Source organism: Pseudomonas sp. S2_B10 (genome assembly GCF_054668425.1).
This window is the reverse complement of the sequence record NZ_CP162768.1, coordinates 4,750,900-4,773,818: the sequence shown is the minus strand read 5'-3', so window position 1 is coordinate 4,773,818 and position 22,919 is coordinate 4,750,900. Positions and strand designations below refer to the sequence as shown.

The following is a 22,919-nucleotide window of genomic DNA, read 5'->3' as shown; positions in this document are numbered from 1 at the left end:
GCCTGGCATCGCCCACCGTGATGCCGCTGAGATGGATCAGGCCGGTCTCCGGGCTCATGAGCGGCGTTTCGCCGGACTGCGCGCCTTCCCGCTTCTTTCGAGGCAGTGGCTCAAGGCGCAGTTTTCACTCATTTACCGTTGCGGGGGCAGCGCCGGGATCGTCGTGGCTTCGCTTGAAGACCACCCTCACCGGCTTCCCTGTTTCACTCTGTCGACGCGGGGCCACAGAGCACCTGAAACAAGCGGCGAAGGTTAGAGGGTTGGGGGTGGAGCGTCAATTGAAGAGGCGCTTTGCGCGCGAATAACTGCCGCTGATCCATTGTGCAGCGGCAATCTTGTGCCAGACTGCGACAAGTGATATCAAAGAGCCATGCTTTTTTCGAAAGCCCACTACAACAATAAGGATGACGACGATGCAAGGCATGATCATCAGCAACCCGCGCCTGGAATTCCTGCGCCCGTTGCTGGAACGCTGGTTTGACTGTATCGATCGCTACAACACCGTACGCGGCGACAACGACACGCCATATTGGCACGACGAGAAAGCCAATCTCGGCCTGCTCGCGGCAGCGGCGTGGATGGCTGAAATGGTCACGCTGAACGACACGGCCACGCGCAAACAGAACGAAGAAGGCGAACGCAATGCTCGCGCCGACCTGCTGATTGCCGGCGCCGAAGACCGCGCGTTCATTCAGGCCACGCAACGTTGGCCACGGGTCAACAATCTCAACCTGACCCAGGCACTGCTCGACATCACCGTTGATGCCAAGCGCATCAGCTACGCCAGCGATCTCAAGCTCGGCTGCCTCTTTGTTGCTCCGCAAAAACCTCAGCACAGCGCCAGCCCCGAAGAATTGCAGGACATGGTCGACGACCTGCAAAAGGAACACACCTGCGCCGTGGCCTGGTATTTCCCCTACGCCTATCGCAAATTGCACAGCGACGCGGGCAACTATCATCCGGGCATCGCCATGCTGTTCAAGGAAGCCCGCGGTTGAGCAGTTGAACCATCGGGCCTGCGCCCTCCTCTATGTTTAGGAATGCATTCATAGGGAAGATCAGCAATGCGCAAGGCCCAACTCGCTCTTATCATCGCCGTCGCTGGCGGGCTCGCCGCCTGCGGTGAAACCTCCAGCCTGCAAGTCTCCGACGGCACCGGCCCGTCACCGAAACTGCCCGAACCGAACAAGACGCTGATCCCGACAGTCAACATCGCCCCGGCGGTGGGCTGGCCGGAAGGCGCGAAACCGACCGCAGCGGCCGGCACCCAGGTCGCCGCGTTTGCCGAAGGCCTTGATCACCCGCGCTGGCTCTACGTGCTGCCCAACGGCGATGTGCTGGTGGCGGAGACCAATGCGCCGCCCAAGCCCGATGACAGCAAAGGCATTCGTGGCTGGGTGATGAAGAAAGTCATGGGCAAGGCCGGCGCCGGCGTGCCCAGCCCGAACCGCATCACCCTGCTGCGTGATGCCGACCACGACGGCGTCGCAGAAACCCGCACGGTGTTCCTGCAGAACCTCAATTCGCCGTTTGGAATGACGCTGGTCGGCAACGATTTGTACGTTGCCGACACCGACCGCCTGCTGCGCTTCAACTACGAGCCGGGCGCCACCGAGATCAAGACCCAACCGATCAAAGTCGTCGACTTGCCCGGCGGCACGCTGAATCACCACTGGACCAAGAACGTCATCGCCAGCAAGGACGGCAACAAGCTCTACGTCACCGTCGGCTCGAACAGTAACGTCGGCGAAAACGGTCTGGATCAGGAAGAAGGCCGCGCGGCGATCTGGGAAGTCGATCGTGCGACCGGCAACCACCGCATCTTCGCCTCGGGTATCCGCAACCCCAACGGCCTGGCTTGGGAACCCACCAGCGGCGCCTTGTGGACAGCGGTCAACGAGCGTGACGAAATCGGCAGCGATCTGGTGCCGGACTACATCACCTCGGTCAAGGATGGCGGCTTCTATGGCTGGCCGTTCAGCTACTACGGCCAGCACGTCGATGTGCGGGTCAAACCGCAGAATCCAGATCTGGTGGCCAAAGCCATCGCTCCGGATTACGCGGTCGGTCCGCACACCGCTTCGCTGGGCCTGACCTTCGCCGAGGGCAACCGCTTGCCGGCGCAATTCAAGGAAGGCGCATTCATTGGCCAACACGGCTCGTGGAACCGCAAACCGCACAGTGGCTACAAGGTGATTTTCGTGCCGTTCAGTGGTGGCAAACCGACCGGGCAGCCGGTGGATGTGCTGACCGGCTTCCTCGACAAGGACGAGAACGCGCTGGGCCGCCCAGTTGGCGTGGTCATCGATCAGCAAGGCGGCTTGCTGGTGGCGGATGATGTCGGGAACAAAGTGTGGCGCGTGTCGGCCAGCAAATAAGCTAAGCGCAACGCAAAAAAAGTGGGAGCGAGCCTGCTCGCGAAAGCGGTTTATCAGTCAAATCATTGTCGACTGACACTCCGCCTTCGCGAGCAGGCTCGCTCCCACATTTAGTTATGCATACGCACTAGGGGTTATGCGCCAGCTGCCCCGGCTGCAACACCCGCTTGGCGCTCAGATACGCCTTCTGCCAATACGCCTTCGACAGGCTATCGAGCTTGACCGTGCCGCCCGTGGCCGGCGCATGCACGAAGCGCCCCTCGCCGACGTAAATCCCCGCGTGACTGACCTGCGAGCCGCCATTGGTGGCGAAGAAGATCAGGTCGCCGGTCTGCAGGCCTTCCTTGCCGACATTCGGCGCCTGCATGACGATCATTTCGCGGGTCGAGCGTGGCAGCGAAATGCCCGCCGCGTCGCGGTAGACGAAACCGATCAGACCACTGCAATCGAAACCGGAATCTGGCGTGTTGCCGCCCCAGCGATACGGCGTACCGACCAGGCCGAGGGCACGGAACAACACGTCTTCAGCAACGGGGGAAAAAGCCTGGGAGGGAGCGAACACGATCGGCGCGCGAACCACGGGGGCTGGCGGCGGTGTGCGGCTGGCGCAGGCGCTGAGCAGCGCGGCGCAAAGGATCAAGGTGAGGCGGGCCGACATCGTCATAAGCAGAACATCCTGATCTGGCTGCGGCTTTCTCTGCCGAATGGACAGAAACAAAACCGCCTGCGTCATCACGCAGGCGGTTTGCCATCAATATAGATTCAGGATTCTAGCGGCTACGCGACAAACTTCAAGTAAGACTTTAACTTCACCTTGTAAAGTTTAGGTCTACTCCGTTGCCGTGCCGTTTTGTCGCCGCGAACGCAGCGACATCGCGCTTACTTGCGAGCGGTGACCACGGTTGGCGCCATGGCGAGTGCACGCTTGGCTTCGATGAAAGTCTTGCTCCAGTAGCTGTCACCCAGGCTGTCGATGCGAACACCGCCGCTGCGACGACTGCTGGAGTGAATGAACTGGTTGTCACCCAAGTAGATGCCGGCGTGACTGACACGACCGCGACGACCATTGGTGGCGAAGAACAGCAGATCACCCGGCTCAAGGTTGCTGCGCGAAACCAGCGGCGCATCAACGTTGATCATTTCGCGAGTGGAGCGCGGCAGGTTCATGCCCGCCTCTTCGCGGAACAGGTAACCGATGAAACCGCTGCAATCGAAACCGGCTTCAGAGGTACCGCCGAAACGGTAACGAGTACCGATCAGGGACATGCCGCGTTCGAGGATGCTGTCAGCCAGTACAGGAAGCTGATAAGGCTTGCTGCCGTTGAACTGGTTGAGTTCTTTTTCGGTGTCCAGCTCTTCCTGGTAAATAACGGAAGACTGGGCGGTAGCAGAATTCTTGACCTGTTGCGGCGGCTCTTGAACCGGAGAATGAGCAGCACAACCGAATAACAGGGTAACGAGTGCGAGAGGCACGAGGGGTGCGAAGCGCTTTAGCATGGGCACGACCGTGGCTGATAGTTGTAAAGAAGCCGAGACTATGCCCGCTATCGTCCTCATTTGCAAATTCAATCGAACTTTATGTGACTTCCCGGTTTCGCGTTTACATCTAAGCGCTTAATCCGCCAGGCCGCTCAATCGCCGCAGGCACGGAGGTTTTCTGGCGCCTGAAAGCTGGCAAAAGCCCACTACTACCAGCCCAGAGTTTCCTTGAGGAAGGGAATGGTCAGCTTGCGTTGCGCTTGCAGGGACGCCTGATCAAGCTGCTCGAGGAGATCGAACAGCGCGCTCATGCTCCGCGTGCCGCGAGTGAGAATGAAGTGCCCGACTTCATCGGTCAGGTGCAGACCGCGACGGGATGCGCGCAATTGCAGCGCACGCAATTTGTCTTCATCGGAGAGTGGGCGCATCTGGAAGATCAGCGCCAGGGTCAGGCGCGATTTCAGGTCGGCCAGCTTCACTGGCAATTCGCGCGGCGAAGTGGACGCGGCGATCAGCAGGCGCCGGCCGCTGTCACGCAGACGATTGAACAGATGAAACATCGCCTCTTCCCAGTCGGCCTTGCCGGCAATCACCTGCAAGTCATCCAGACAGACCAGTTCGTACTGCTCAAGGTTGTCGAGGATTTCCACGCCACGATCCATCAACTCGGCCAGCGGCAGATACACCGCCGGTTCGCCCATCTGCTCGAAGCGCAGGCACGCGGCCTGCAACAGATGCGTGCGCCCGACGCCGTGTTTGCCCCACAGGTAGATCAGGCTCTCCGTCCACCCGGCGTCGGCTTCGCAAAGACGCTCGACATAGCCGAGTGCAGCGGCATTGGCGCCTGGGTAGTAGTTGATGAAGGTGGCGTCGTCACGCAGACGCACACCTAGGGGCAGCTGAATCGGTTTCATGCTGACTGAACAGTTCTCAAAGGAACCGTTAGTGGCCTCTGTGTAAAGTTGGCGAAGTTTATACCCGTGAGGCTGAGCGCACAATGCGACAGACCCCAAGCAAAATCAAAGGTTTGCGTTGACGCAGCGGTTTGATGACAGATTCTCTGGCGCCCTCGCTCGAACGAAACGGGCCAGCCCGGCCAAGCGCCGGGCGGCCCGCGCCATCACAACTCAGGTTCGTCAACGCCGCTGTAGATCCCGGAATCCTTATACAAGTCGTGGACATGACGCACCAGCACCATGATCACCGCCGCCACTGGCAACGCCAGCAGCACGCCGGTAAAACCGAACAGCTCGCCACCCGCGAGAATCGCGAAGATCACCGCCACCGGGTGCAGGCCGATCCGATCCCCGACCAGCAGCGGCGTCAGCACCATGCCTTCCAGCGCCTGACCGACCATGAACACTGCGACGATCCCGACCATCGGGTACAGATCGCCCCCGAACTGGAACAATCCGGCGATCAACGCCGCGCCGATGCCGATGACAAAACCCATGTACGGCACGATCGCCGCGAGCCCGGCAATCAGGCCGATCAACAGCCCCAGCTCCAGACCGACGATCATCAGGCCGGCGGCGTAGATAACGCCCAGCGCAACCATCACCAGCAACTGCCCGCGCACGAACGCGCCGAGCACTTCGTGGCACTCACCCGCCAGCGCAACCACGCGCTCTTCGCGATCACGGGGCAATAGGCTGCGGATCTTGCCCATCATCACGTCCCAGTCGCGCAACAGATAGAAGCTCACCACCGGAATCAGCACCAGATTCGCCAACCAGCCGATCAGCGCCAGGCTCGAGGCCGTTGCCTGACTCAGCACCACACCGACGATGTCGGTGGTCTGGCCCATGTGCTCGCTGATCGCGGCTTTGACTTTATCGAACTTCCAGAAGCCGTCCGACAGCCCCAGTTTCGCTTGCGCCCACGGCACAGCGGTGTGCTGCAACCAGTCGAGCATCTGCGGCGCCAGCTCGTACAGACGCAGCAACTGCTTGGCGAGCATTGGTACCAGCACCAGCATCAACGCCGTGACGATCAAGGTGAACAAGGCAAACACGGCAATCACGCCCCAAGTTCGCGACAGCCCGAGCCGCTCCAGACGATCCACCAGCGGATCGAACAGATAAGCCAGCAACAACGCGACCAGAAACGGCGTGAGGATCGGATGCAGCAACCATACAAACGCGCAAAGCAGGACTACCCCACCGAGCCAGAACCAACGCCGCGTATCGGCCATTTACCACTCCTGATGCTTCTATATAAGGAAAGACTTACCAGCGAAACCGCAACGACGGTGCCGCCGCTGCCGGGGCTGGCGCTGCAACCGCAGGCGTACCATCCGCCGCTGGCTGGGCAGGCGCCACCGGGGCCGGCGCTTCGGCCGGCAGCTCCTGCAACTTCGCCAGCGACAATTGCGCGCGCAACTGATCGGCGCTGCCATTTACCCGATAGACGATCCGATCGCCCTGCACGCTTTGCAGACGCACGCCGAACGGCTCGAGTAACCGCAGCAGCGCCGCATAATGCTCCAGATTCATGCCCTGCACTTCCAGCGTCTGCTGACCCGACGCGCCGGGCTTGGCGACAAATCGCGGCGCCAGACGCTCGGCCACCGCCAGCATCACCGCATCGGCGACAGCTGCCTGATCGGCGCCCTGCACGCTGCCGGCCTCTTTCTGATCACCGAGCCACAAGCGCCATTTTGCCTGCCACTGCCCGCTCTCTTCGCGCGCATGCACCGCCAGCAAGGCGTCGGCGTTGTAGCGCTCCGAAGCACTGCGCAAGGGCGCGGGGTCAGCGCTTTCCAGCGCAGGTGCGGTGGCGACCAGTTGCTCGCTGAGATCAGCCAGCGGCAAGCGCAGTGGCAAACCGCGATGTTGTGCGGCCGTGCGCAACGCCGAGGCTGCGGCCTGACCGTCACCGACCAGGCTCGCACCTTCAGTTGAATCGTTCAGCCACCAGCCGAGGATCGACGGTCGACTCGCGCCCCACACCGGCAACCCGGCCCGGCGCAAGGCCTGCTCGGTGGTTGCCGGATCGAAATCGACTTTCAGCACTTCCGGTGGCCCGGCATCGAAACCGAACTGGCTGATGATCTGCTGCGGGTCCTTGCGGATCGGCGCCAGCCCCGGGTTCTGCGCGGCTTTCGGGTCGCCGGTCAGGCGCAGCACCAGGGTATCGAGCGCTGCCTGCGTGGCGCGATCGCGCTCTTCCGGCGCCTGGCCGTTGACCGGCTGACGCACCTGATACAGACCTTTGAGGTTTTCGGCATGGCTCGCCAGGCTGACCAGCGTCAGGCAGCCTACAAATAACAATTTACAAAAACGCATGGAAAATTCCCGTCGACAGGAGCGGCTGGAACACGCCGCGTGAACCGGTTGAGCAAGGCTGTGACCCCCACCTCTTGCAAAACATTCACACGGTGGCGGTAAGTTTTTGCACAGTCCTAACGATAGACGGTTAATCGCCACACTTTATACAGGCAGTCATATCCTGCGATTGCAAAAAATTTCCATCGATATGGCCCTGCCCGTCGGTGCGAGGATGGCCGCTGCCCCTCAAGCCTGATAAAATCGCGCGCCTTCGCAGACCGGCAACAGCCGGGCCCCTCGAAACTCGCGTGAGGCGATCGCCCATCGAGTTCGATGTTCCCGCTGAACTCGGTCGTTACCCCCTGAATCCCCTCCCCTAAAGGCCTGGATCATGAGCAAGCAACCCTCCCTGAGCTACAAGGACGCCGGTGTAGACATCGACGCCGGTGAAGCATTGGTCGAACGCATCAAGAGCGTCGCCAAGCGCACTGCGCGCCCGGAAGTCATGGGCGGCCTGGGCGGTTTCGGCGCCCTCTGCGAAATCCCGGCCGGCTACAAGCAGCCGGTGCTGGTCTCCGGCACCGACGGCGTCGGCACCAAGCTGCGTCTGGCGCTGAACCTGAACAAGCACGACAGCATCGGCATCGACCTGGTCGCCATGTGCGTCAACGATCTGGTGGTGTGCGGCGCCGAGCCGCTGTTCTTCCTCGACTACTACGCCACCGGCAAACTGAATGTCGACACCGCTGCCCAGGTTGTCACCGGCATCGGCGCTGGCTGCGAACTGTCGGGTTGCTCGCTGGTCGGCGGCGAAACCGCTGAAATGCCAGGCATGTACGAAGGCGAAGACTACGACCTGGCCGGCTTCTGCGTCGGCGTCGTGGAAAAAGCGGAAATCATCGACGGCTCGAAAGTCGCCACCGGTGACGCCCTGATCGCCCTGCCATCGTCCGGCCCGCACTCCAACGGCTACTCGCTGATCCGCAAGATCATCGAAGTCTCCGGTGCCGACATCGAGAACACCCAGCTCGACGGCAAACCGCTGACCGACCTGCTGATGGCCCCGACCCGCATCTACGTCAAGCCACTGCTCAAGCTGATCAAGGACACTGGCGCTGTGAAGGCCATGGCCCACATCACCGGTGGCGGTCTGCTCGACAACATCCCGCGCGTGTTGCCAAAAGGCGCGCAAGCTGTGGTTGACGTGGCAAGCTGGACTCGCCCGGCCGTATTCGACTGGCTGCAAGAGAAAGGCAACGTTGATGAAACCGAAATGCACCGCGTGCTCAACTGCGGCGTCGGCATGGTCATCTGCGTGGCTCAGGAGCACGTCGAAGTGGCCCTGAACACCCTGCGTGACGCCGGCGAGCAGCCTTGGGTCATCGGTCAGATCGCCGTGGCCGCCGAAGGCGCTGCGCAGGTCGAGCTGAAGAACCTCAAGGCTCACTGATGCCAAAGTCCTGTGATGTCGTGGTGCTGTTGTCCGGCACCGGCAGTAACTTGCAGGCTCTGATCGACAGCACGCGGACCGGCGACAGCCCGGTCCGCATCGCTGCGGTGATTTCCAACCGCGCCGACGCCTACGGCCTGCAACGCGCCCGCGACGCGGGTATCGCCACCCGCTCGCTGGATCACAAGGCATTCGAAGGCCGCGAGGCCTTCGATGCCGCGCTGATCGAACTGATCGACCAATTCAACCCCGAACTCGTGGTGCTGGCCGGCTTCATGCGCATTCTCAGCGCTGATTTCGTGCGTCACTACCAGGGTCGCCTGCTCAACATCCATCCGTCGCTGCTGCCCAAATACAAAGGGTTACACACTCATCAGCGCGCGCTGGAGGCCGGCGATACGGAACATGGCTGCTCCGTGCACTTCGTCACCGAGGAACTCGATGGCGGACCACTGGTCGTACAAGCAGTATTACCGGTAGAGTTGCACGACACGCCGCAGAGTCTGGCGCAACGAGTCCACGCCCAGGAACACCTGATCTATCCGATGGCAGTACGCTGGTTTGCCGAAGGCAGGCTGACACTCGGTGACCAGGGTGCTTTACTCGACGGTCAGCCACTCGCCGCCAGCGGCCACTTGATTCGACACTAGGAGATATTATGCGTCGCGCCCTGCTCTTCGCTTGCGCTCTGCTCGCCCTGCCCTTCGCGCAGGCAGCGGACCTTCAACCGTTCTCCGCCAGCTACACCGCCGACTGGAAGCAGCTGCCCATGAGCGGCACCGCCGAACGCAGCCTGACCAAGGAAGCCGACGGCGTCTGGAAGCTCAGCTTCAAGGCCTCGATGATGATCGCCAGCCTGACTGAAGAAAGCACCCTGAAGCTGGACAAGGACACCCTGCTGCCACAGTCCTACCACTTTGAACGCGGTGGTCTGGGCAAAGCGAAAAAAGCTGATCTGGACTTCGACTGGGCCAATAAACTCGTGACCGGCACCGACCGTGGCGACGCGGTGAAGATCCCGCTGAACCGCGGCATGGTCGACAAGTCGACCTATCAACTGGCGCTGCAGCACGACGTTGCCGCCGGCAAGAAAAGCATGAGCTATCAGGTGGTTGATGATGGCGAAGTCGATACCTACGACTTCCGCGTGCTGGGTTCGGAAAAGGTCGACACCAAGGCCGGCCAGATCGATGCGATCAAGGTCGAGCGCGTGCGCGATCCGACACAAAGCAAACGCATCACCGTGCTGTGGTTCGCCAAGGATTGGGATTACCTGCTGGTGCGCCTGCAACAGGTCGAGACTGACGGCAAGGAGTACAACATCATGCTCCAGGACGGTACGGTCAACGGCAAGACTGTCAAAGGCAGCTGATCCGTCGCAAGAACAGAGAGCCCCGCGAATGCGGGGCTTTTGTTTATCTGTTCGATGATACTGCGCGGCGGCCCTACCCCTCACCCCAGCCCTCTCCCGAGGGAGAGGGAGCCGACCGAGGTGTCTGCCGCTAACCATCGACCTGAGAAACCGAGTCGAATATGGATTCCAAAGCATCGCACGATTAGTCCCCTCTCCCTCCGGGAGAGGGTTAGGGTGAGGGGCTTTTGAAGGTCAAACTCACACCGAAAACCGCGCCACCATCCCGTTCAGATCCACCGCCAACTTCGACAACTCCTGACTCGCCGCACTGGTCTGATTGGCCCCAGCCGATGTCTGCATTGCCAGATCACGAATATTCATCAGATTGCGATCCACCTCCCGCGCCACCGCTGCCTGCTCTTCCGAGGCACTGGCGATGACCAGATTGCGCTCGTTGATCAAGGTAAACGCCGAGGCAATTTCCTCCAGGGCCGAGCCTGCGCTCTTCGCCAGCTCGAGGGTCGAGCGCGCCCTTGAGTTGCTTTGCTGCATCGAGCTGACCGCTGAATCGGTGCCCTGCTGGATCCCGCCGATCATTTGCTCGATTTCCTGGGTCGACTGCTGGGTGCGATGCGCCAGCGCCCGCACTTCATCTGCCACTACTGCAAAGCCACGCCCGGCATCACCGGCGCGCGCGGCTTCGATCGCGGCGTTGAGGGCGAGCAGATTGGTTTGTTCAGCGATCGAGCGAATCACGTCCAGCACTTTGCTGATGCCATGAACCTTTTGCGCCAGCGCCTCGACCTGCGCGGCATTATTGGTGACATCGCCAGCGAGAAACTCGATCGACGTCACCGTCTGCTGCACTTGCTCGCGCCCTTGCCGGGCGATGCGGTCGGACTCGCGGGAGGCTTCGGACGTGGCCACGGCGTTGTTCGCCACCTCTTCCACCGCTGCTGTCATCTGGTTGACCGCAGTGGCGGCCTGTTCGATTTCCTGGCTCTGCTGATGCAGGCCGCGAGTGGCGTCTTCGGTGACACTGCTGAGTTCTTCGGCTGCCGAGGCCAACTGCGTTGACGACTCGGAGATGCGCCGGATCGTGTCGCGCAGATTGTGCTGCATGCTTTTCAACGCTTGCAGCAGACGCGCCGGCTCGTCTTTGCCAGCGATGTGAATGTCACCGGTCAAATCCCCACCGGCCACCACCTCGGCCACGCTGAGCGATTGCGACAATGGCACGACGATGCTGCGCGTCAGCAGCAACGCCAGGCCGACAGTAATCAGCGCAGCCATGGCGATCATTACTGCGACCCATAGCCGCGATTGCTTGAACACCAGCCGCGCGGCCTCAGTGGCCAGACCGGCATTCTGTTTATTCAACTCGACCAGCTCACGCAAAGTGGCGGCGATTTCATCGGCCAGCGGGCTCATCTGATCATTGAGAATCGTCGCAGCCTCAGCGACCCGATTCTGCGCCGACAGCTGTAGGACTTGTGCTTGAAGCTCAAGGTATTTGTGCTCGGTGCCCTTGAAGCGTTCGAACAATACGCGCTCTTCCGGCAAAACGATCAACGCGTCATAACGCTGCTGCGCTTCGCTCAAGCCACTGCGCAGTTCGTCGAGCTTGGCGACATTCTGCTCCAGTGCCTTGGGGTCACGGTTGAGCAACAGGCGCATGGTCAGTGCACGCAGACGCAGCATGTCCTGACTCATCTCCCCCACCGCCATCACGCTTGGCAGCCAGTTGTTGTCGACTTCATCGGACTGCGCTCGCATGTTCGACATTTGCAGCAAGGCGAACGCGCCGAGGGCAAACACCATCAGGGCCAGCAGGCCGAAACCGAGACCGGCGCGCGGGGCAATATTGAGACTACGGATATTCATCACTCTGGCTCCTTCCAAAAGCGCTGCATCAGCCTGCAGCGGGTTGCTTTAGAAGGTATCGGCATTGCCGTGAAATTGCGTAAGACGAAAAAGCGATAGGCAGACGAGCGGCTAGTCCGAACTCATGGCTTTGACGTTTCAGTGCGGAGCAGCGGATTTTTCTGTGTTGCGCGGCAATATTGCCAGGAAGTTATCGCGCGCGACTTTGCGCGCCACCGCTTCCGGCAGCGCATCGAGAAACGGCTTGTAGCTGTGCATTTCCTGACCGAGTTTGTTGAACCGTCCTACCACGTCGGAGCCGAGCATGAAGCGCTCGGGATACTTTTCCACCAGCGCCAGCCATTCGGCGCGCGGCTTGCCCTGCTCGTCCAGCAGATACGGCGTGAGCATGCTCCACGACAGGTCGATAAACAGATTCGGATAAGCCTCAAGCATGCGCGTCAGGGTTGGCAGGAGAAACGGCAACTGGGTCTGATGCCGATGGATCTCGGCGCTGGTGCCGGCATGCGCCCAGATGAATCGCGTGTGCGGATGATTGCGCAGCGGCTCTTCGACTTCCTTCAGGTACAGCGGATTTTTCTCACGCTTGGAAGTGATGTTGGAGTGCAGCATCACCGGCAGATCGTTTTCCGCAGCGAGGTGATAGATCTTGGTCATTGCCTCGTTGTTCGCTCGAGGCGTGTCGCCGGAGGTCAGCGCCGTCAGATCATCGTGCCGGGTGAACACCTCGCCGATGCCCTGCCACAACCCCGGATACAGGTCGAGCATGCGCTGGATGTGCGCGGCGGAATTCTTGTCATTGGGATTGAAGCCGGACAGGAACGGATGAAAGTACTGGCGCTGCTCCGGCGCGAGCTTTTCCACCGCGTCGGCAACGATCACGTCAGTGGCGCTGTACCAATAGGCATCGGCGTCATCGCCGGCGTAGTAGCGCGGACGCTTGGGTTCGTCTTCGTGCCATTTCTTCGCCACGGGAATGCCGGAAATCATGACGTGCTCGATGGAATTGTCCTTCATGGCCGTGAGCAATTTCTGCATGCCGGCGCTTTCCTGGAAAAAATCCACGTAATGCAGGTGCGCATCGCTGTAGGTGTATTCGCGGGCACTGGCGCTGCCAGCGAACAGCAGCAGACAGGCAAGACTCAGACGAGACAAGGACACAAGTAATCTCCGGCAGATGGGCATAGCCTAGACCGCGCCCGAACGACAAGGGTTCATCCCTGCCGAAAAGCGGAACGCCCACTGCCGCGAATGCTCTATAACTGCAAGGTCTGTTTTGATCGAACGATTTTTCCTGCCGCCTGTGAGGTTTCCATGACTGTTACCGTCAATACCGTCTCTGCCGAAGGTTTTCGTCACACCGTCCAGATCGACGACCACGAATTGTTTGCCGATGTACCGAAAGCCGCCGGGGGTGAAGGCACCGCGCCAGAGCCACACGACTACTTCGACGCCGCCCTTGGCGCCTGTAAAGCGCTGACCCTGAAGATGTACGCGAAGAAAAAAGACATCCCGCTGACCGGCGTGGGAGTCGAAGTGAAGCGCGACAACAGCCAAGAGCAGAAAGGCAAATACGCCCTGCATGTCACCCTCACCCTCAAAGGTGTACTGACCGACGCTCAGCGCGAGGAACTGCTGCGTGTGGCCGATCGCTGCCCGATTCACAAATTGATGACCACCAGCGAAGTCAGTATCGAAACCCACGCACCACAAGGCTTTGACAGCCAATAATCCTCCTGATGCCAGCGGCGGGTTATGCTTCTGGCATCACCCGCTCAGCCTGGAATGCACCATGGACACGCCACTCCTGATCATCTGCCCGCGCGCCGAAGACGTCGAAGGCCAGCCGATCCTGCGCCCGCTGCCGTCAGCCAAATGCCGCAACGTCGGGCCTTTCGTGTTTTTCGACCACATGCTCGAGACGATTTATCCGACGGGTAAAGGCATGGATATCCGACAGCATCCGCATATCGGTCTGTCGACGCTTACCTACTTGTTCGAAGGGCAATTGCAGCACAAGGACAGTCTGGGCTCCGATCAAGTGGTCGGCGCCGGCGATGTCAGCTGGATGACCGCTGGCAGCGCCATCGCCCACGTCGAGCGTACGCCTGCGCCACTGCTTGCCGAGACCTTCACCCTGCACGGCCTGCAAGTCTGGCTGGCCTCGCCCAAGGCACACGAAGAAGGCCCGGGGCATTACAGTCATCACCCGGCAGCGACGTTGCCGGTCAGCGATAACCTCGGCGTGCAGATTCGCATGATTGCCGGGTCAGGCTTTTGCCTGGAATCGCCGGTCCCGGTGCTTTCTCCTACGTTGTATGCGGAAGTGAAGATGCAGACCGCGACCACATTGCTGATTCCGGCCGAGCATGAAGAACGCGCGGTGTATGTGTTGAGCGGGGATGCGCAGTTGAATGGCGAGGCGATCGAGCCGCATGCGCTGGTGGTGTTGCCGGTTGGCGAAGAGATGAGCCTGTTTGCCGAAACCGATGTACACGCCGTGGTGTTCGGCGGCGCGGCGCTGGATGGGCCGAGACGGATCAACTGGAATTTTGTTGCAAGCGATCCGGCGGCGATTGATGAGGCACGGCGCAAGTGGGCGGCCGGGGATTGGCCGACGGTGCCGGGGGAAGTCGAGCGGATCGAACTACCGCGCTAGGCCGCTTACCCTCACCCCAGCCCTCTCCCAGAGGGAGAGGGAGCCGACCGAGGCGTCTTGCGTTATACATCGACCTGAAAAGTCTCGGCGATTATGGATTCGCCTATTCACGTTCAGGTCGACGCCACTCCCGAGCAACCCTCAATCAGTCCCCTCTCCCCTCCGGGAGAGGGCTAGGGTGAGGGGCTTTTCGCTTTTAGCCGTTGAACACTTCATCCAGCAAATCATGCATCGACTTGAACGCGCGCTTGGCGGTCTTTTCGTCGTACATCATCTTGCCCGGCACATTGGCGTGCGGATCGGTAAACGAGTGCACCGCGCCGCCGTAGCTGAGCAGTTGCCAGTCGACTTTCGCCGCGTTCATTTCATCTTCGAACGCTGGCAGTTGCTCTTTCGGCACCAATGGATCGGACGCGCCATGCAGCACCAGCACCGAGCCCTTGATGTTCTGCGCATCCGCCGGGTTCGGCGAATCCAGCGTGCCGTGGAACGACACCGCCGCTTTTACCGGCGCGCCGGTGCGGGCCAGATCCAGCGCACAGCAACCACCGAAGCAGAAACCGAACACCGCCAGTTTCGAGGTATCCACTGCCGCTTCGCCCTGGCTCTGCAATTGCTCAAATGCCACTTGCAGACGTTTGCGCAACAGCGCGCGGTCGTCCTTGAGCGGCATCATTGCTGCCAGCGCCTCATCAGCGTTCTGCGGACGTACGCTCTGGCCATAGACATCCGCAATCAACACCACGTAACCCTTGGCCGCCACGGCTTTGGCAATGTCTTCAGCACCGGCGCTGACGCCCATCCAGTTCGGCGCCATCAGCAAACCCGGGCGCGCGCCCTTGTGCTCGGCGTCGAACGCCAGGCGACCTTCGTAGGTCTGGCCGTCAATCTGATAGACCACGGAACGTACAGTGACTTGGCTCATTTCTGACTCCTGATTGTGTAAACACCAGAATGAAAAAACCCGCCGAAGCGGGTTTTTCCTACAACGTGATCAAACCGACAGTTCAACCAGCAGCTTGTTCAGCCGGCGCACATAAGCGGCCGGATCCTTCAAGCTGTCGCCCGCCGCCAGGGCGGCCTGATCGAAGAGGATGTGCGACAGATCGCCAAAACGCTCTTCGCTCTGCTCGCCATCGAGTTTCTCGATCAGCGGGTGGCTCGGGTTGAACTCGAAGATCGGCTTCGAATCCGGGACTTTCTGCCCGCTGGCTTCGAGAATCTGGCGCATTTGCAGACCCAGATCCTGTTCGCCGATGGCCAGAATGGCCGGCGAGTCGGTCAGACGATGGGACACGCGAACTTCAGCCACGGAATCACCCAGCGCAGTTTTCAGGCGCTCGACCAGACCCTCTTTGGACTTGGCGACTTCTTCTGCGGCTTTCTTGTCCTCTTCCGAGTCCAGATTGCCCAGATCGAGGTCACCGCGCGCCACGTCGACAAAAGTCTTGCCGTCGAATTCGCTGAGGTAGCTCATCAGCCACTCGTCGATGCGATCGGTCAGCAGCAGCACTTCGATGCCTTTCTTGCGGAAGACTTCCAGGTGCGGGCTGTTCTTGACCTGCGCGTAGGTTTCGCCGGTGAGGTAGTAGATCTTGTCCTGACCTTCCTTGGCGCGGGCCAGGTAGTCAGCCAGACCGACAATCTGCTCGCCGTCGTCGCCCTGGGTCGATGCGAAACGCAGCAGACCGGCAATTTTCTCTTTGTTGGCGAAGTCTTCTGCCGGGCCTTCTTTCATGACCTGACCGAAGTTTTTCCAGAAGCCCTTGTATTGCTCAGGCTCGTTCTTCGCCAGTTTTTCCAGCATGTCGAGCACACGCTTGGTCAGCGCGGTTTTCATCGAATCGATGATCGGGTCTTTCTGCAGGATTTCACGCGACACGTTCAGCGACAGGTCGTTGGAATCGACCACGCCTTTGATGAAGCGCAGGTACAGCGGCAGGAACGACTCGGCCTGATCCATTACAAACACACGCTGCACGTACAGCTTCAGGCCCTTCGGCGCTTCACGCTGGTACAGGTCGAACGGCGCGCGGGCCGGCACGTACAGCAGCGAGCTGTACTCAAGCTTGCCTTCAACCTTGTTGTGGCTCCACGACAGCGGATTCTCGAAGTCGTGAGCGATGTGTTTGTAGAACTCCTGATATTCCTCGTCTTTGACTTCAGTGCGCGGACGGGTCCACAGGGCGCTGGCGCGGTTGACGGTTTCCCATTCAACGGCCGGAGCCTCTTCGCCTTCGGCCGGAGTGACTTCCTTCGGCAGTTCGATCGGCAAAGCGATGTGGTCGGAGTACTTCTTGATGATGTTGCGCAGACGCCAGCCATCCGCGAATTCGTCTTCGCCGGATTTCAGGTGCAGGACGATGCGGGTGCCGCGCTCTGGCTTGTCGATCGTGGCGACTTCGAACTCGCCCTCGCCTTTCGACGACCAGTGCACGCCTTCGCTGGCGGCAGTGCCGGCGCGACGGCTGTATACATCAACCTTGTCGGCGACGATAAAGGCCGAATAGAAGCCGACACCGAACTGGCCGATCAGGTGCGAATCTTTCTTCTGATCGCCGGACAGGTTTTTCATGAAATCGGCGGTGCCGGATTTGGCGATGGTACCCAGGTGGGTGATCACATCGTCACGGTTCATGCCGATACCGTTGTCTTCGAGGGTGACGGTCTTGGCGTCCTTGTCGAAGCTCACACGGATTTTCAGGTCAGCACCACCTTCGAGCAACTCAGGCTTGGCCAGGGCTTCGAAGCGCAGCTTGTCGACAGCGTCAGAGGCGTTCGAGATCAATTCGCGAAGGAAAATTTCCTTATTCGAATACAGCGAATGGATCATGAGGTGCAGCAGCTGCTTTACCTCGGTCTGGAAGCCCAGGGTTTCCTTTTGAGTTTCCACACTCATGGTCATCAAACTCCAATCAGATGGCAGTGGCCGCGACCCGAAATGGTCTGCGGCGGGTTGTCATCTGAGTTGGGGGCGCTGTTCAGGATTTCAAGGGCTCATCAATTTTGAAGTGCGCGCGGGCGGTGGCGATCGGTTCGCCCTCGGTACTCTGCCACGCAGTGACCGCAACGTTGGCCACGCGACGCCCCTGACGGCAGACCTGACACCTGGCCCACGTGTCGCGAAACTGCCCGGCGCGCAGGTAATCGAGGGAAAAATCGATGATCTTCGGCACGCCCGGCGTGCCGGTGAAAATCAGCAGATGCAGGGCTGCGGCCAGCTCCATGAAGCCGGCAATCACGCCGCCATGGATCGCCGGCAATAAAGGGTTACCAATGTTGTCCTTGTTCGCCGGCAGCTTGAACAGCAACTCATCGCCGACTCGCGAGCACTCGATACCGATCAGCCCGGCATAGGGAATCAATGCCAGCAGCGGCGTGTAATCGCCCTGCGCGTGGGCCTGTTGCAGCTGCTCCCTGAGATCGTTGCTCATTGGCTCGCTCCCTTGATCGCGCCCGCGAAACCTTTGCTGCCCTTCAAGCCGATGCCCATGCGCATGAATGTGCCGACGACGTGAGCAATCGGTTGCTCGGGATCGTCCTGGTAGGCAAAACCACGGGCAAAGATCACGTCGGTGGTGACGCGGTAGCACTGGGCAAAGCCGTACACGGCTTTGTTCGGTTCAGCGGCGTGCATGTAGTCGATGCGCAGATCGAGGGTCGGACAGACTTCGAACTCCGGCAGCACGCACAGGGTCGACATGCCGCAGGCGGTGTCCATCAGCGAAGTGATGGCGCCGCCATGGATGACTCCGGTTTCGGGATTGCCGACGATTTTTTCGCTGTACGGCAGGATCACCGTCAGCCCTTCGCTGGAGGCACTGTGCACCTGCAAACCCAAGACCTGACAGTGGCGCAATGCCGATAAAAAGCGCGTCGCGCGCTCAAAAACGGGGTTTTCGGCCATGTGATAATTACTCGCGTTTGGGCCTTGTGCCAGTAGTGAGAAAAGCGGCAAAAGTTCCGTGATAAAACAAACTTATATATCTGAAACAATTGAGGAACTTAACCCGCAGCGCCGAGTTCTTAAGGCCAGTAGTTATTTTCCATAAGGAGATACACCCCATGCGTAAGACTTTAGCTGTTGCCTTGATGTTGACCGCTTCCCTCGGTCTCGCTGCCTGCGATAAAAAATCCGAGGACAAAGCTCAAGATGCAAACCAACATGCTGAGCAAGCTCAGCAAGACATGAACAAAGCTCAGGATAAAGTGAACGACGCAGCAAAAGAAAACGCCGAAGCTGCCAAAGCTCAGGCTGAATCGAACGCCGCTGCTCAAGAAGAAGCCGCCAAAAAGCAATAAGCTTTGTGGTGTGAAAGGAAAACCCGCCAAGTGCGGGTTTTCTTTTGCCTGCGATTTACCGGTTAGAGCAACACGGTTCTAAAAGTCGGACTAATCATCAGCAACAACGAACAGATGAAGCCAACTAGCCACATCAGGCTGCGCAACTTCGCCAGATCGGCCAGATAGAACCACAGATAGAAAATCCGCGAGATCACGAAGATGATCGCCAGCGCATCGATCAGCCAACCCGCGGTTTGCGTGGTATGCGCCATCAGCACGCCGACGGCGAAGAGGATGAAGGCTTCGATGCTGTTCTGATGGGCCGCCAGCGCCCTCGCACCGAAGCCAGTCAACTGCGCCTGCTGCTGCCGCGGCAAGTGATTGTCATACCCGCCCTGCTCTTTCATGGCCTTGGCCACCGGCATACGCGCCACATAGATCAATAAAGCACTGATAAACACACACCAGAACGGAATACTCATCAAACAGCCTCTTTGTTCGCCTCAGGGACGGGCGCCTCTGTAGGGGTATAGACCATGACATCGAGAACGTCGGAATGAAACTCGCGGCGATACAAAACCACCACGACTCCCGCGCTCATGATCATGAACAGCCACGGGCTGACGAACCACGCCAGCATACTCATGCCGAAGTAATAAGAACGCAGGCCGAAGTTGAACTGGTTGGCCGCCATCGAAATCACCCGCGCCGCCCGCGAAGCGAACGCCTTGCGTTCTTGTTCAGTCACTTGGCGCTCACCGATCATCGGCGCTGAACCGACCAGAATCGCAGCGAAGTTGTATTGGCGCATGCACCAGCTGAAAGTAAAGAACGCATAGACGAACACCAGTGCCAGACACAGCAACTTGATCTCCGACATGCCCTGCGACGCCTGCTGCACCATCGGAATATCCGCCAACAACGACACGGCTCGGTCGGACGCACCGAGCACGGTGAGGATACCGGCGAGGATGATCAGCGTGCTGGAGGCGAAGAACGACGCGTTGCGTTCCAGATTGCCGATCACGCTGGCATCGGCGATGCGGTTGTCACGCAGCAGCATGCGGCGCATCCAGTCTTCGCGGTACAGGTGCAACACGCTGGCCAGACACGCCGTATCACGGGCCTTCCAGGTGGCATAACGGGTGTAACCGCCCCAGCAGACGACAAACCAGACGGCGGCGAGCAAGTGGATCAGATTGGCTTGGATGAACGACATTCGTTGTCCTGAGCAAGAGGAATGATGGAGGGAACCCTTCGTTTCGACGTGTTGGCTCGTAAAAAGACACGCTCATTGAAGAGTCAAATTTATTCAAAATAGACCGCAGCTATCAGTTTTCAGAGGCTTATACCTGTCAACTCTGACAGTAGCGCCGAGGGTATGGCGAGGCATAAGGTCGTTTTCTCAAACGGGAACACTGACCGCTCCCCTATCAGACAAGGATTTGAGCATGAGACCTTTGAACGCTGCGCTGCCCATTGACACAACGTTTGGCAACCGGGGGTACGCCGAGTCATTTGCTACGGGAAGCCAGGCTTTGAAAATCGCAGGCTTGCGCCCGGATGGAAAGATCCTTCTCGTGGGACAAACTGTTGTAGAGGGCAAGGTCAGTTTTCATTTGGCGCAATTACTGGCGGACGGTACTAACGATACTGGCTTCAACGAAAACGGTTTGATCGTAGGTACGTTTACAGGTTCGGGACAAGCCAGCGGAACTGGCGCCTGTCTTTATAAAGACGGCAAGGCGCTGCTTTTTGGGTATCAATATGATGAGGACCAAGGAACTCGATTTGCGCTTGCCAGATTCTTCGCTGATGGTGAAAGAGATCGCGATTTCGGTCCCGATGGGACGGTTTACGTCCCTTTCCTGCCACAGTCCGAATCGCAATTGCCAAAACCGGAAGCTTCCATCACGTCGCAATCCAGAACCAGGTTAGTACTGACTGCTGATGAAAAAATACTCGTAGGTCAAAGCGACCGACTGTTCAGACTTGATCAGAATGGAGATTTCGATACCGCTTTCAACAACAAAGGCTGGCTGGATCTTGCAATGGGCATTGCTTCGATTTCAGTAGCAGAGGATGGAGTAATCACAGTTGCAGGTTCGAGGGCTGGAGAAGGGAAGATTGTGCGCCTGAACGTCGATGGAACGCCCCATAAAGACTTCGGCGATGATGGCACCGGGACCGTCTACATTCCATCGGATTACCCGGTCAGCGTACGAAGCCTGATGTTACGTGCTGACGGCAGCTTCTTTGTTGCTGGCCAGGTCGACACATCCCCCAACGACGTTTGGGGGAAAGGACGCAAAGCAATGATGGCCGCGTACAACCCGAACGGTAGACCAAATCTCGCATTCAATCAGGGTCAGCCTGTTGTCACTGATCTTGGATTAACCGACGGTTGCACTTTGTTCGATCTAAGTGGGGAGCCTGAGGATGGTTTGGTTGTGGTGGGGAGTACAGGGCAAATAACCAGGGAGCAAATGCTTGCCTGCCGCTATCTGGCAACGGGTGAACTGGACACAACCTTTGGGGACGGCAAGGGATACGTTACTCACTCTATGGGGCCCGGTATGCAATGGATCTCGGTGGCAGTGCAGCCCGACAAGCGAATACTCCTGAGCCGTGACAGCGACAACGTCAATGTGGGAGCTCTGGTCGTACGTTATCTGGGTTGAGGATTATCAGCTCTGATAAAAAATGCCCCGTATCGATTGATACGGGGCATTTCTGTTTAACCGTGCCTGACCCGCTTGTGGCGGGTCACATCACGTCAGGCAGTGACTTCGCTGCGCTTGCCCAGCAGGCGATCACAGACCACGGCGACCACCAGGGTCATCACGCATGGCACCAGCCATGCCAGCCCTTGCTCGCTCAGCGGCAGATGGGTCAGCTGAGTTGGCATCCAGTCGGCCAGACCAGCGCCTTTCAGGGCGTCGATGGTGCCGAAAACGAAGGAAACCAGCATCACCGGGCCAAGAATGCGCCCGTGCTCATGCCAGAAATCCTTGCAGAAGCTCAGTGCGACCAGAACGATGCACGGCGGGTAGATCGCGGTGAGTACCGGAATCGAGAAAGCAATGAGCTTGGTCAGACCGAGGTTGGAGACCAGCAGCGAAAATGCCGCGAGGATAATCACCAGCGTCTTGTAAGACAGTGGCAGCACACGGCTGAAGTATTCAGCACAGGCACAGGTCAGACCGACCGCCGTGACCAGACACGCCAGCGAGATCAGCACCGCAAGGAAACCGCTACCCAGCGAACCGAAGGTGTGTTGCACGTAGGCATGCAACACCGCCGCGCCGTTGGTGGCGCCGACCGCGACTTCATGGCTGCCGGAACCGAGGCGGAACAGGCTGACGTAGACCAGTGCCAGACCCACGCCGGCAATCAGCCCGGCAATGATCGCGTAACGGGTGATCAGCGCCGGCGACTCGACGCCACGGGAGCGGATCGCGTTGACGATAACGATGCCGAATACCAGTGCGCCGAGGGTATCCATGGTCAGGTAACCATTGATGAAGCCCTGAGAGAACGGTGCCGCCACATATTCCGGTGTGCCGTGACCGATGTCACCCGCCGGCAAGGCGAACGCGGCGATGCCCAGTACTGCCAGCGCAATGATTTTCAGCGGTGCGAGGAAGCGGCCAACGGTATCCAGCAACCGCCCAGGGTAGAGCGAAATGAAGAACACCAGCAGGAAGTACACCGAGCTGTAGAGGAACAGCGCCAGCGGGCTTTCGCCGGTCAATGGCGCCAGACCTACCTCGAAGGATACGGTCGCGGTACGCGGGGTGGCGAACAGCGGACCCACGGCCAGGTAGCATGCCGCCGCGAGGATACCGCCAGCGATCTTACCGATAGGGCTGCTCAACGCATCCATCGCACCGCCGACCTTGGCCAGCGCCACCACGGTGACCACCGGCAAACCAACGGCGGTAATCAGGAAGCCCAGCGCAGCCATCCAGACATGAGGCCCGGCCTGCAAGCCGACGATCGGCGGGAAAATGATGTTACCGGCCCCGACAAACAGGGCAAACGTCATAAAACCAAGTGCAAGGATGTCCTGACCTTTCAAAACTTTCATTAAGGTAATACCACACTACTGAAATCGGAATTTAGAGGGGGATTGCCCTGTTGGATTAGGGAAATGCTGTCG

At 59.4% G+C, this 22,919-nt stretch carries 23 protein-coding genes and 1 riboswitch; of the genes, 9 read left to right on the top strand and 14 right to left on the bottom strand.

Annotated features, from left to right (window positions below; translation table 11 throughout):
* Window positions 1–22: 22 nt before the first annotated feature.
* Window positions 23–252: riboswitch (cobalamin riboswitch) on the bottom strand.
* Between the two features lie 161 nt (window positions 253–413).
* Together AB4O45_RS21360 and AB4O45_RS21355 are read left to right on the top strand one after the other, a co-directional pair.
* A complete protein-coding gene (locus AB4O45_RS21360; RefSeq protein WP_460160506.1) occupies window positions 414–998 on the top strand; it encodes a hypothetical protein in 585 nt (194 codons plus the stop codon).
* Between the two features lie 66 nt (window positions 999–1,064).
* On the top strand, window positions 1,065–2,378 hold the full coding sequence (locus AB4O45_RS21355; RefSeq protein ID WP_406228579.1) for a PQQ-dependent sugar dehydrogenase: 1,314 nt from the start codon (window positions 1,065–1,067) through the stop codon (window positions 2,376–2,378).
* 127 nt (window positions 2,379–2,505) lie between these two features.
* Here the strand turns inward: AB4O45_RS21355 and AB4O45_RS21350 are convergent, their stop codons facing one another.
* The 5 genes from AB4O45_RS21350 to AB4O45_RS21330 form a co-directional block, all read right to left on the bottom strand.
* Entirely contained in the window at window positions 2,506–3,042 is a 537-nt protein-coding gene (locus tag AB4O45_RS21350; RefSeq protein WP_041479547.1) for a C40 family peptidase, read from the bottom strand.
* Between the two features lie 215 nt (window positions 3,043–3,257).
* The gene (locus AB4O45_RS21345; RefSeq protein ID WP_016773699.1) at window positions 3,258–3,875 is read right to left on the bottom strand and encodes a C40 family peptidase; all 618 of its coding nucleotides are present in this window, start codon (window positions 3,873–3,875) and stop codon (window positions 3,258–3,260) included.
* Between the two features lie 191 nt (window positions 3,876–4,066).
* Window positions 4,067–4,771, bottom strand: coding sequence for a DnaA regulatory inactivator Hda (hda, locus tag AB4O45_RS21340; protein ID WP_007919828.1), 705 nt, complete (start codon window positions 4,769–4,771; stop codon window positions 4,067–4,069).
* 206 nt (window positions 4,772–4,977) lie between these two features.
* A complete protein-coding gene (locus AB4O45_RS21335) occupies window positions 4,978–6,051 on the bottom strand; it encodes an AI-2E family transporter (RefSeq protein ID WP_095180755.1) in 1,074 nt (357 codons plus the stop codon).
* Window positions 6,052–6,085: 34 nt separating this feature from the next.
* The gene (locus tag AB4O45_RS21330) at window positions 6,086–7,144 is read right to left on the bottom strand and encodes a DUF2066 domain-containing protein (RefSeq protein ID WP_252879673.1); all 1,059 of its coding nucleotides are present in this window, start codon (window positions 7,142–7,144) and stop codon (window positions 6,086–6,088) included.
* A gap of 373 nt (window positions 7,145–7,517) precedes the next feature.
* Here AB4O45_RS21330 and purM point away from each other — a divergent pair, with 373 nt between their 5' ends.
* Genes purM through AB4O45_RS21315 form a run of 3 tightly spaced genes read left to right on the top strand, consistent with a single transcriptional unit; the run spans window position 7,518 to window position 9,948 of the window.
* Window positions 7,518–8,576 carry a phosphoribosylformylglycinamidine cyclo-ligase gene (purM, locus tag AB4O45_RS21325; protein ID WP_016773695.1) on the top strand — a complete coding sequence of 353 codons (1,059 nt, stop codon included), beginning with the start codon at window positions 7,518–7,520 and terminating at the stop codon, window positions 8,574–8,576.
* On the top strand, window positions 8,576–9,226 hold the full coding sequence (gene purN, locus AB4O45_RS21320) for a phosphoribosylglycinamide formyltransferase (protein WP_041479550.1): 651 nt from the start codon (window positions 8,576–8,578) through the stop codon (window positions 9,224–9,226). The genes purM and purN overlap by 1 nt, the downstream gene beginning before the upstream one ends.
* An 8-nt stretch (window positions 9,227–9,234) precedes the next feature.
* Window positions 9,235–9,948 (top strand): DUF3108 domain-containing protein, encoded by a 714-nt coding sequence (locus tag AB4O45_RS21315; protein WP_056783915.1) that lies wholly within the window; start codon window positions 9,235–9,237, stop codon window positions 9,946–9,948.
* Between the two features lie 240 nt (window positions 9,949–10,188).
* Here AB4O45_RS21315 and AB4O45_RS21310 read toward each other — a convergent pair whose 3' ends face one another.
* Both AB4O45_RS21310 and AB4O45_RS21305 read right to left on the bottom strand, forming a co-directional pair.
* Window positions 10,189–11,814 (bottom strand): methyl-accepting chemotaxis protein, encoded by a 1,626-nt coding sequence (locus AB4O45_RS21310; RefSeq protein WP_460160505.1) that lies wholly within the window; start codon window positions 11,812–11,814, stop codon window positions 10,189–10,191.
* A 138-nt stretch (window positions 11,815–11,952) separates the two neighbouring features.
* A complete protein-coding gene (locus AB4O45_RS21305; RefSeq protein ID WP_460160504.1) occupies window positions 11,953–12,999 on the bottom strand; it encodes an amidohydrolase family protein in 1,047 nt (348 codons plus the stop codon).
* A gap of 129 nt (window positions 13,000–13,128) precedes the next feature.
* On the opposite strand from AB4O45_RS21305, the gene AB4O45_RS21300 reads away from it, so the two are divergent.
* Window positions 13,129–13,545 carry an OsmC family protein gene (locus AB4O45_RS21300; RefSeq protein WP_095180751.1) on the top strand — a complete coding sequence of 139 codons (417 nt, stop codon included), beginning with the start codon at window positions 13,129–13,131 and terminating at the stop codon, window positions 13,543–13,545.
* 61 nt (window positions 13,546–13,606) lie between these two features.
* Window positions 13,607–14,473 carry a pirin family protein gene (locus AB4O45_RS21295; RefSeq protein WP_460160503.1) on the top strand — a complete coding sequence of 289 codons (867 nt, stop codon included), beginning with the start codon at window positions 13,607–13,609 and terminating at the stop codon, window positions 14,471–14,473.
* Window positions 14,474–14,669: 196 nt separating this feature from the next.
* On the opposite strand, the gene AB4O45_RS21290 is transcribed toward AB4O45_RS21295, so the two are convergent.
* From AB4O45_RS21290 to AB4O45_RS21275, 4 genes are all read right to left on the bottom strand, one after another.
* Window positions 14,670–15,398 carry a dienelactone hydrolase family protein gene (locus AB4O45_RS21290; protein ID WP_460160502.1) on the bottom strand — a complete coding sequence of 243 codons (729 nt, stop codon included), beginning with the start codon at window positions 15,396–15,398 and terminating at the stop codon, window positions 14,670–14,672.
* Between the two features lie 69 nt (window positions 15,399–15,467).
* Window positions 15,468–17,372, bottom strand: coding sequence for a molecular chaperone HtpG (htpG, locus tag AB4O45_RS21285; protein WP_150741309.1), 1,905 nt, complete (start codon window positions 17,370–17,372; stop codon window positions 15,468–15,470).
* A gap of 82 nt (window positions 17,373–17,454) precedes the next feature.
* Window positions 17,455–17,907 carry a PaaI family thioesterase gene (locus AB4O45_RS21280; RefSeq protein WP_041479556.1) on the bottom strand — a complete coding sequence of 151 codons (453 nt, stop codon included), beginning with the start codon at window positions 17,905–17,907 and terminating at the stop codon, window positions 17,455–17,457.
* Window positions 17,904–18,380, bottom strand: coding sequence for a PaaI family thioesterase (locus AB4O45_RS21275; protein WP_024012154.1), 477 nt, complete (start codon window positions 18,378–18,380; stop codon window positions 17,904–17,906). Before AB4O45_RS21275 ends, AB4O45_RS21280 begins: the two co-directional genes overlap by 4 nt.
* Before the next feature lie 158 nt (window positions 18,381–18,538).
* Here AB4O45_RS21275 and AB4O45_RS21270 point away from each other — a divergent pair, with 158 nt between their 5' ends.
* Complete coding sequence (locus AB4O45_RS21270) at window positions 18,539–18,775, top strand: hypothetical protein (protein ID WP_056783899.1); 237 nt, start codon at window positions 18,539–18,541, stop codon at window positions 18,773–18,775.
* A 62-nt stretch (window positions 18,776–18,837) separates the two neighbouring features.
* Here AB4O45_RS21270 and AB4O45_RS21265 read toward each other — a convergent pair whose 3' ends face one another.
* Entirely contained in the window at window positions 18,838–19,239 is a 402-nt protein-coding gene (locus AB4O45_RS21265) for an MAPEG family protein (RefSeq protein ID WP_056783897.1), read from the bottom strand.
* Window positions 19,239–19,976: a DUF599 domain-containing protein gene (locus AB4O45_RS21260; protein ID WP_016773682.1), complete on the bottom strand. Its 738-nt coding sequence runs from the start codon at window positions 19,974–19,976 to the stop codon at window positions 19,239–19,241. Before AB4O45_RS21260 ends, AB4O45_RS21265 begins: the two co-directional genes overlap by 1 nt.
* A 232-nt stretch (window positions 19,977–20,208) precedes the next feature.
* On the opposite strand from AB4O45_RS21260, the gene AB4O45_RS21255 reads away from it, so the two are divergent.
* Complete coding sequence (locus AB4O45_RS21255) at window positions 20,209–21,438, top strand: NHL repeat-containing protein (protein WP_460160501.1); 1,230 nt, start codon at window positions 20,209–20,211, stop codon at window positions 21,436–21,438.
* A gap of 95 nt (window positions 21,439–21,533) precedes the next feature.
* Here AB4O45_RS21255 and brnQ read toward each other — a convergent pair whose 3' ends face one another.
* The gene (gene brnQ / locus AB4O45_RS21250) at window positions 21,534–22,847 is read right to left on the bottom strand and encodes a branched-chain amino acid transport system II carrier protein (protein ID WP_016773681.1); all 1,314 of its coding nucleotides are present in this window, start codon (window positions 22,845–22,847) and stop codon (window positions 21,534–21,536) included.
* Window positions 22,848–22,919: the final 72 nt, after the last annotated feature.

Excerpts from the sequence above, each read along its gene's own strand:
- AB4O45_RS21290 (WP_460160502.1), bottom strand. The coding sequence starts at position 15,398 with ATGAGCCAAGTCACTGTACGTTCCGTGGTCTATCAGATTGACGGCCAG.
- AB4O45_RS21255 (WP_460160501.1), top strand. The coding sequence starts at position 20,209 with ATGAGACCTTTGAACGCTGCGCTGCCCATTGACACAACGTTTGGCAAC.
- AB4O45_RS21265 (WP_056783897.1), bottom strand. The coding sequence starts at position 19,239 with ATGAGTATTCCGTTCTGGTGTGTGTTTATCAGTGCTTTATTGATCTAT.
- AB4O45_RS21360 (WP_460160506.1), top strand. The coding sequence starts at position 414 with ATGCAAGGCATGATCATCAGCAACCCGCGCCTGGAATTCCTGCGCCCG.
- AB4O45_RS21345 (WP_016773699.1), bottom strand. The coding sequence starts at position 3,875 with ATGCTAAAGCGCTTCGCACCCCTCGTGCCTCTCGCACTCGTTACCCTG.
- brnQ (WP_016773681.1), bottom strand. The coding sequence starts at position 22,847 with ATGAAAGTTTTGAAAGGTCAGGACATCCTTGCACTTGGTTTTATGACG.
- AB4O45_RS21330 (WP_252879673.1), bottom strand. The coding sequence starts at position 7,144 with ATGCGTTTTTGTAAATTGTTATTTGTAGGCTGCCTGACGCTGGTCAGC.
- AB4O45_RS21310 (WP_460160505.1), bottom strand. The coding sequence starts at position 11,814 with ATGAATATCCGTAGTCTCAATATTGCCCCGCGCGCCGGTCTCGGTTTC.
- AB4O45_RS21350 (WP_041479547.1), bottom strand. The coding sequence starts at position 3,042 with ATGACGATGTCGGCCCGCCTCACCTTGATCCTTTGCGCCGCGCTGCTC.
- purM (WP_016773695.1), top strand. The coding sequence starts at position 7,518 with ATGAGCAAGCAACCCTCCCTGAGCTACAAGGACGCCGGTGTAGACATC.
- htpG (WP_150741309.1), bottom strand. The coding sequence starts at position 17,372 with ATGAGTGTGGAAACTCAAAAGGAAACCCTGGGCTTCCAGACCGAGGTA.
- AB4O45_RS21315 (WP_056783915.1), top strand. The coding sequence starts at position 9,235 with ATGCGTCGCGCCCTGCTCTTCGCTTGCGCTCTGCTCGCCCTGCCCTTC.
- AB4O45_RS21305 (WP_460160504.1), bottom strand. The coding sequence starts at position 12,999 with ATGCCCATCTGCCGGAGATTACTTGTGTCCTTGTCTCGTCTGAGTCTT.
- AB4O45_RS21300 (WP_095180751.1), top strand. The coding sequence starts at position 13,129 with ATGACTGTTACCGTCAATACCGTCTCTGCCGAAGGTTTTCGTCACACC.
- AB4O45_RS21275 (WP_024012154.1), bottom strand. The coding sequence starts at position 18,380 with ATGGCCGAAAACCCCGTTTTTGAGCGCGCGACGCGCTTTTTATCGGCA.
- AB4O45_RS21295 (WP_460160503.1), top strand. The coding sequence starts at position 13,607 with ATGGACACGCCACTCCTGATCATCTGCCCGCGCGCCGAAGACGTCGAA.
- AB4O45_RS21335 (WP_095180755.1), bottom strand. The coding sequence starts at position 6,051 with ATGGCCGATACGCGGCGTTGGTTCTGGCTCGGTGGGGTAGTCCTGCTT.
- hda (WP_007919828.1), bottom strand. The coding sequence starts at position 4,771 with ATGAAACCGATTCAGCTGCCCCTAGGTGTGCGTCTGCGTGACGACGCC.
- AB4O45_RS21260 (WP_016773682.1), bottom strand. The coding sequence starts at position 19,976 with ATGTCGTTCATCCAAGCCAATCTGATCCACTTGCTCGCCGCCGTCTGG.
- AB4O45_RS21270 (WP_056783899.1), top strand. The coding sequence starts at position 18,539 with ATGCGTAAGACTTTAGCTGTTGCCTTGATGTTGACCGCTTCCCTCGGT.
- AB4O45_RS21280 (WP_041479556.1), bottom strand. The coding sequence starts at position 17,907 with ATGAGCAACGATCTCAGGGAGCAGCTGCAACAGGCCCACGCGCAGGGC.
- purN (WP_041479550.1), top strand. The coding sequence starts at position 8,576 with ATGCCAAAGTCCTGTGATGTCGTGGTGCTGTTGTCCGGCACCGGCAGT.
- AB4O45_RS21355 (WP_406228579.1), top strand. The coding sequence starts at position 1,065 with ATGCGCAAGGCCCAACTCGCTCTTATCATCGCCGTCGCTGGCGGGCTC.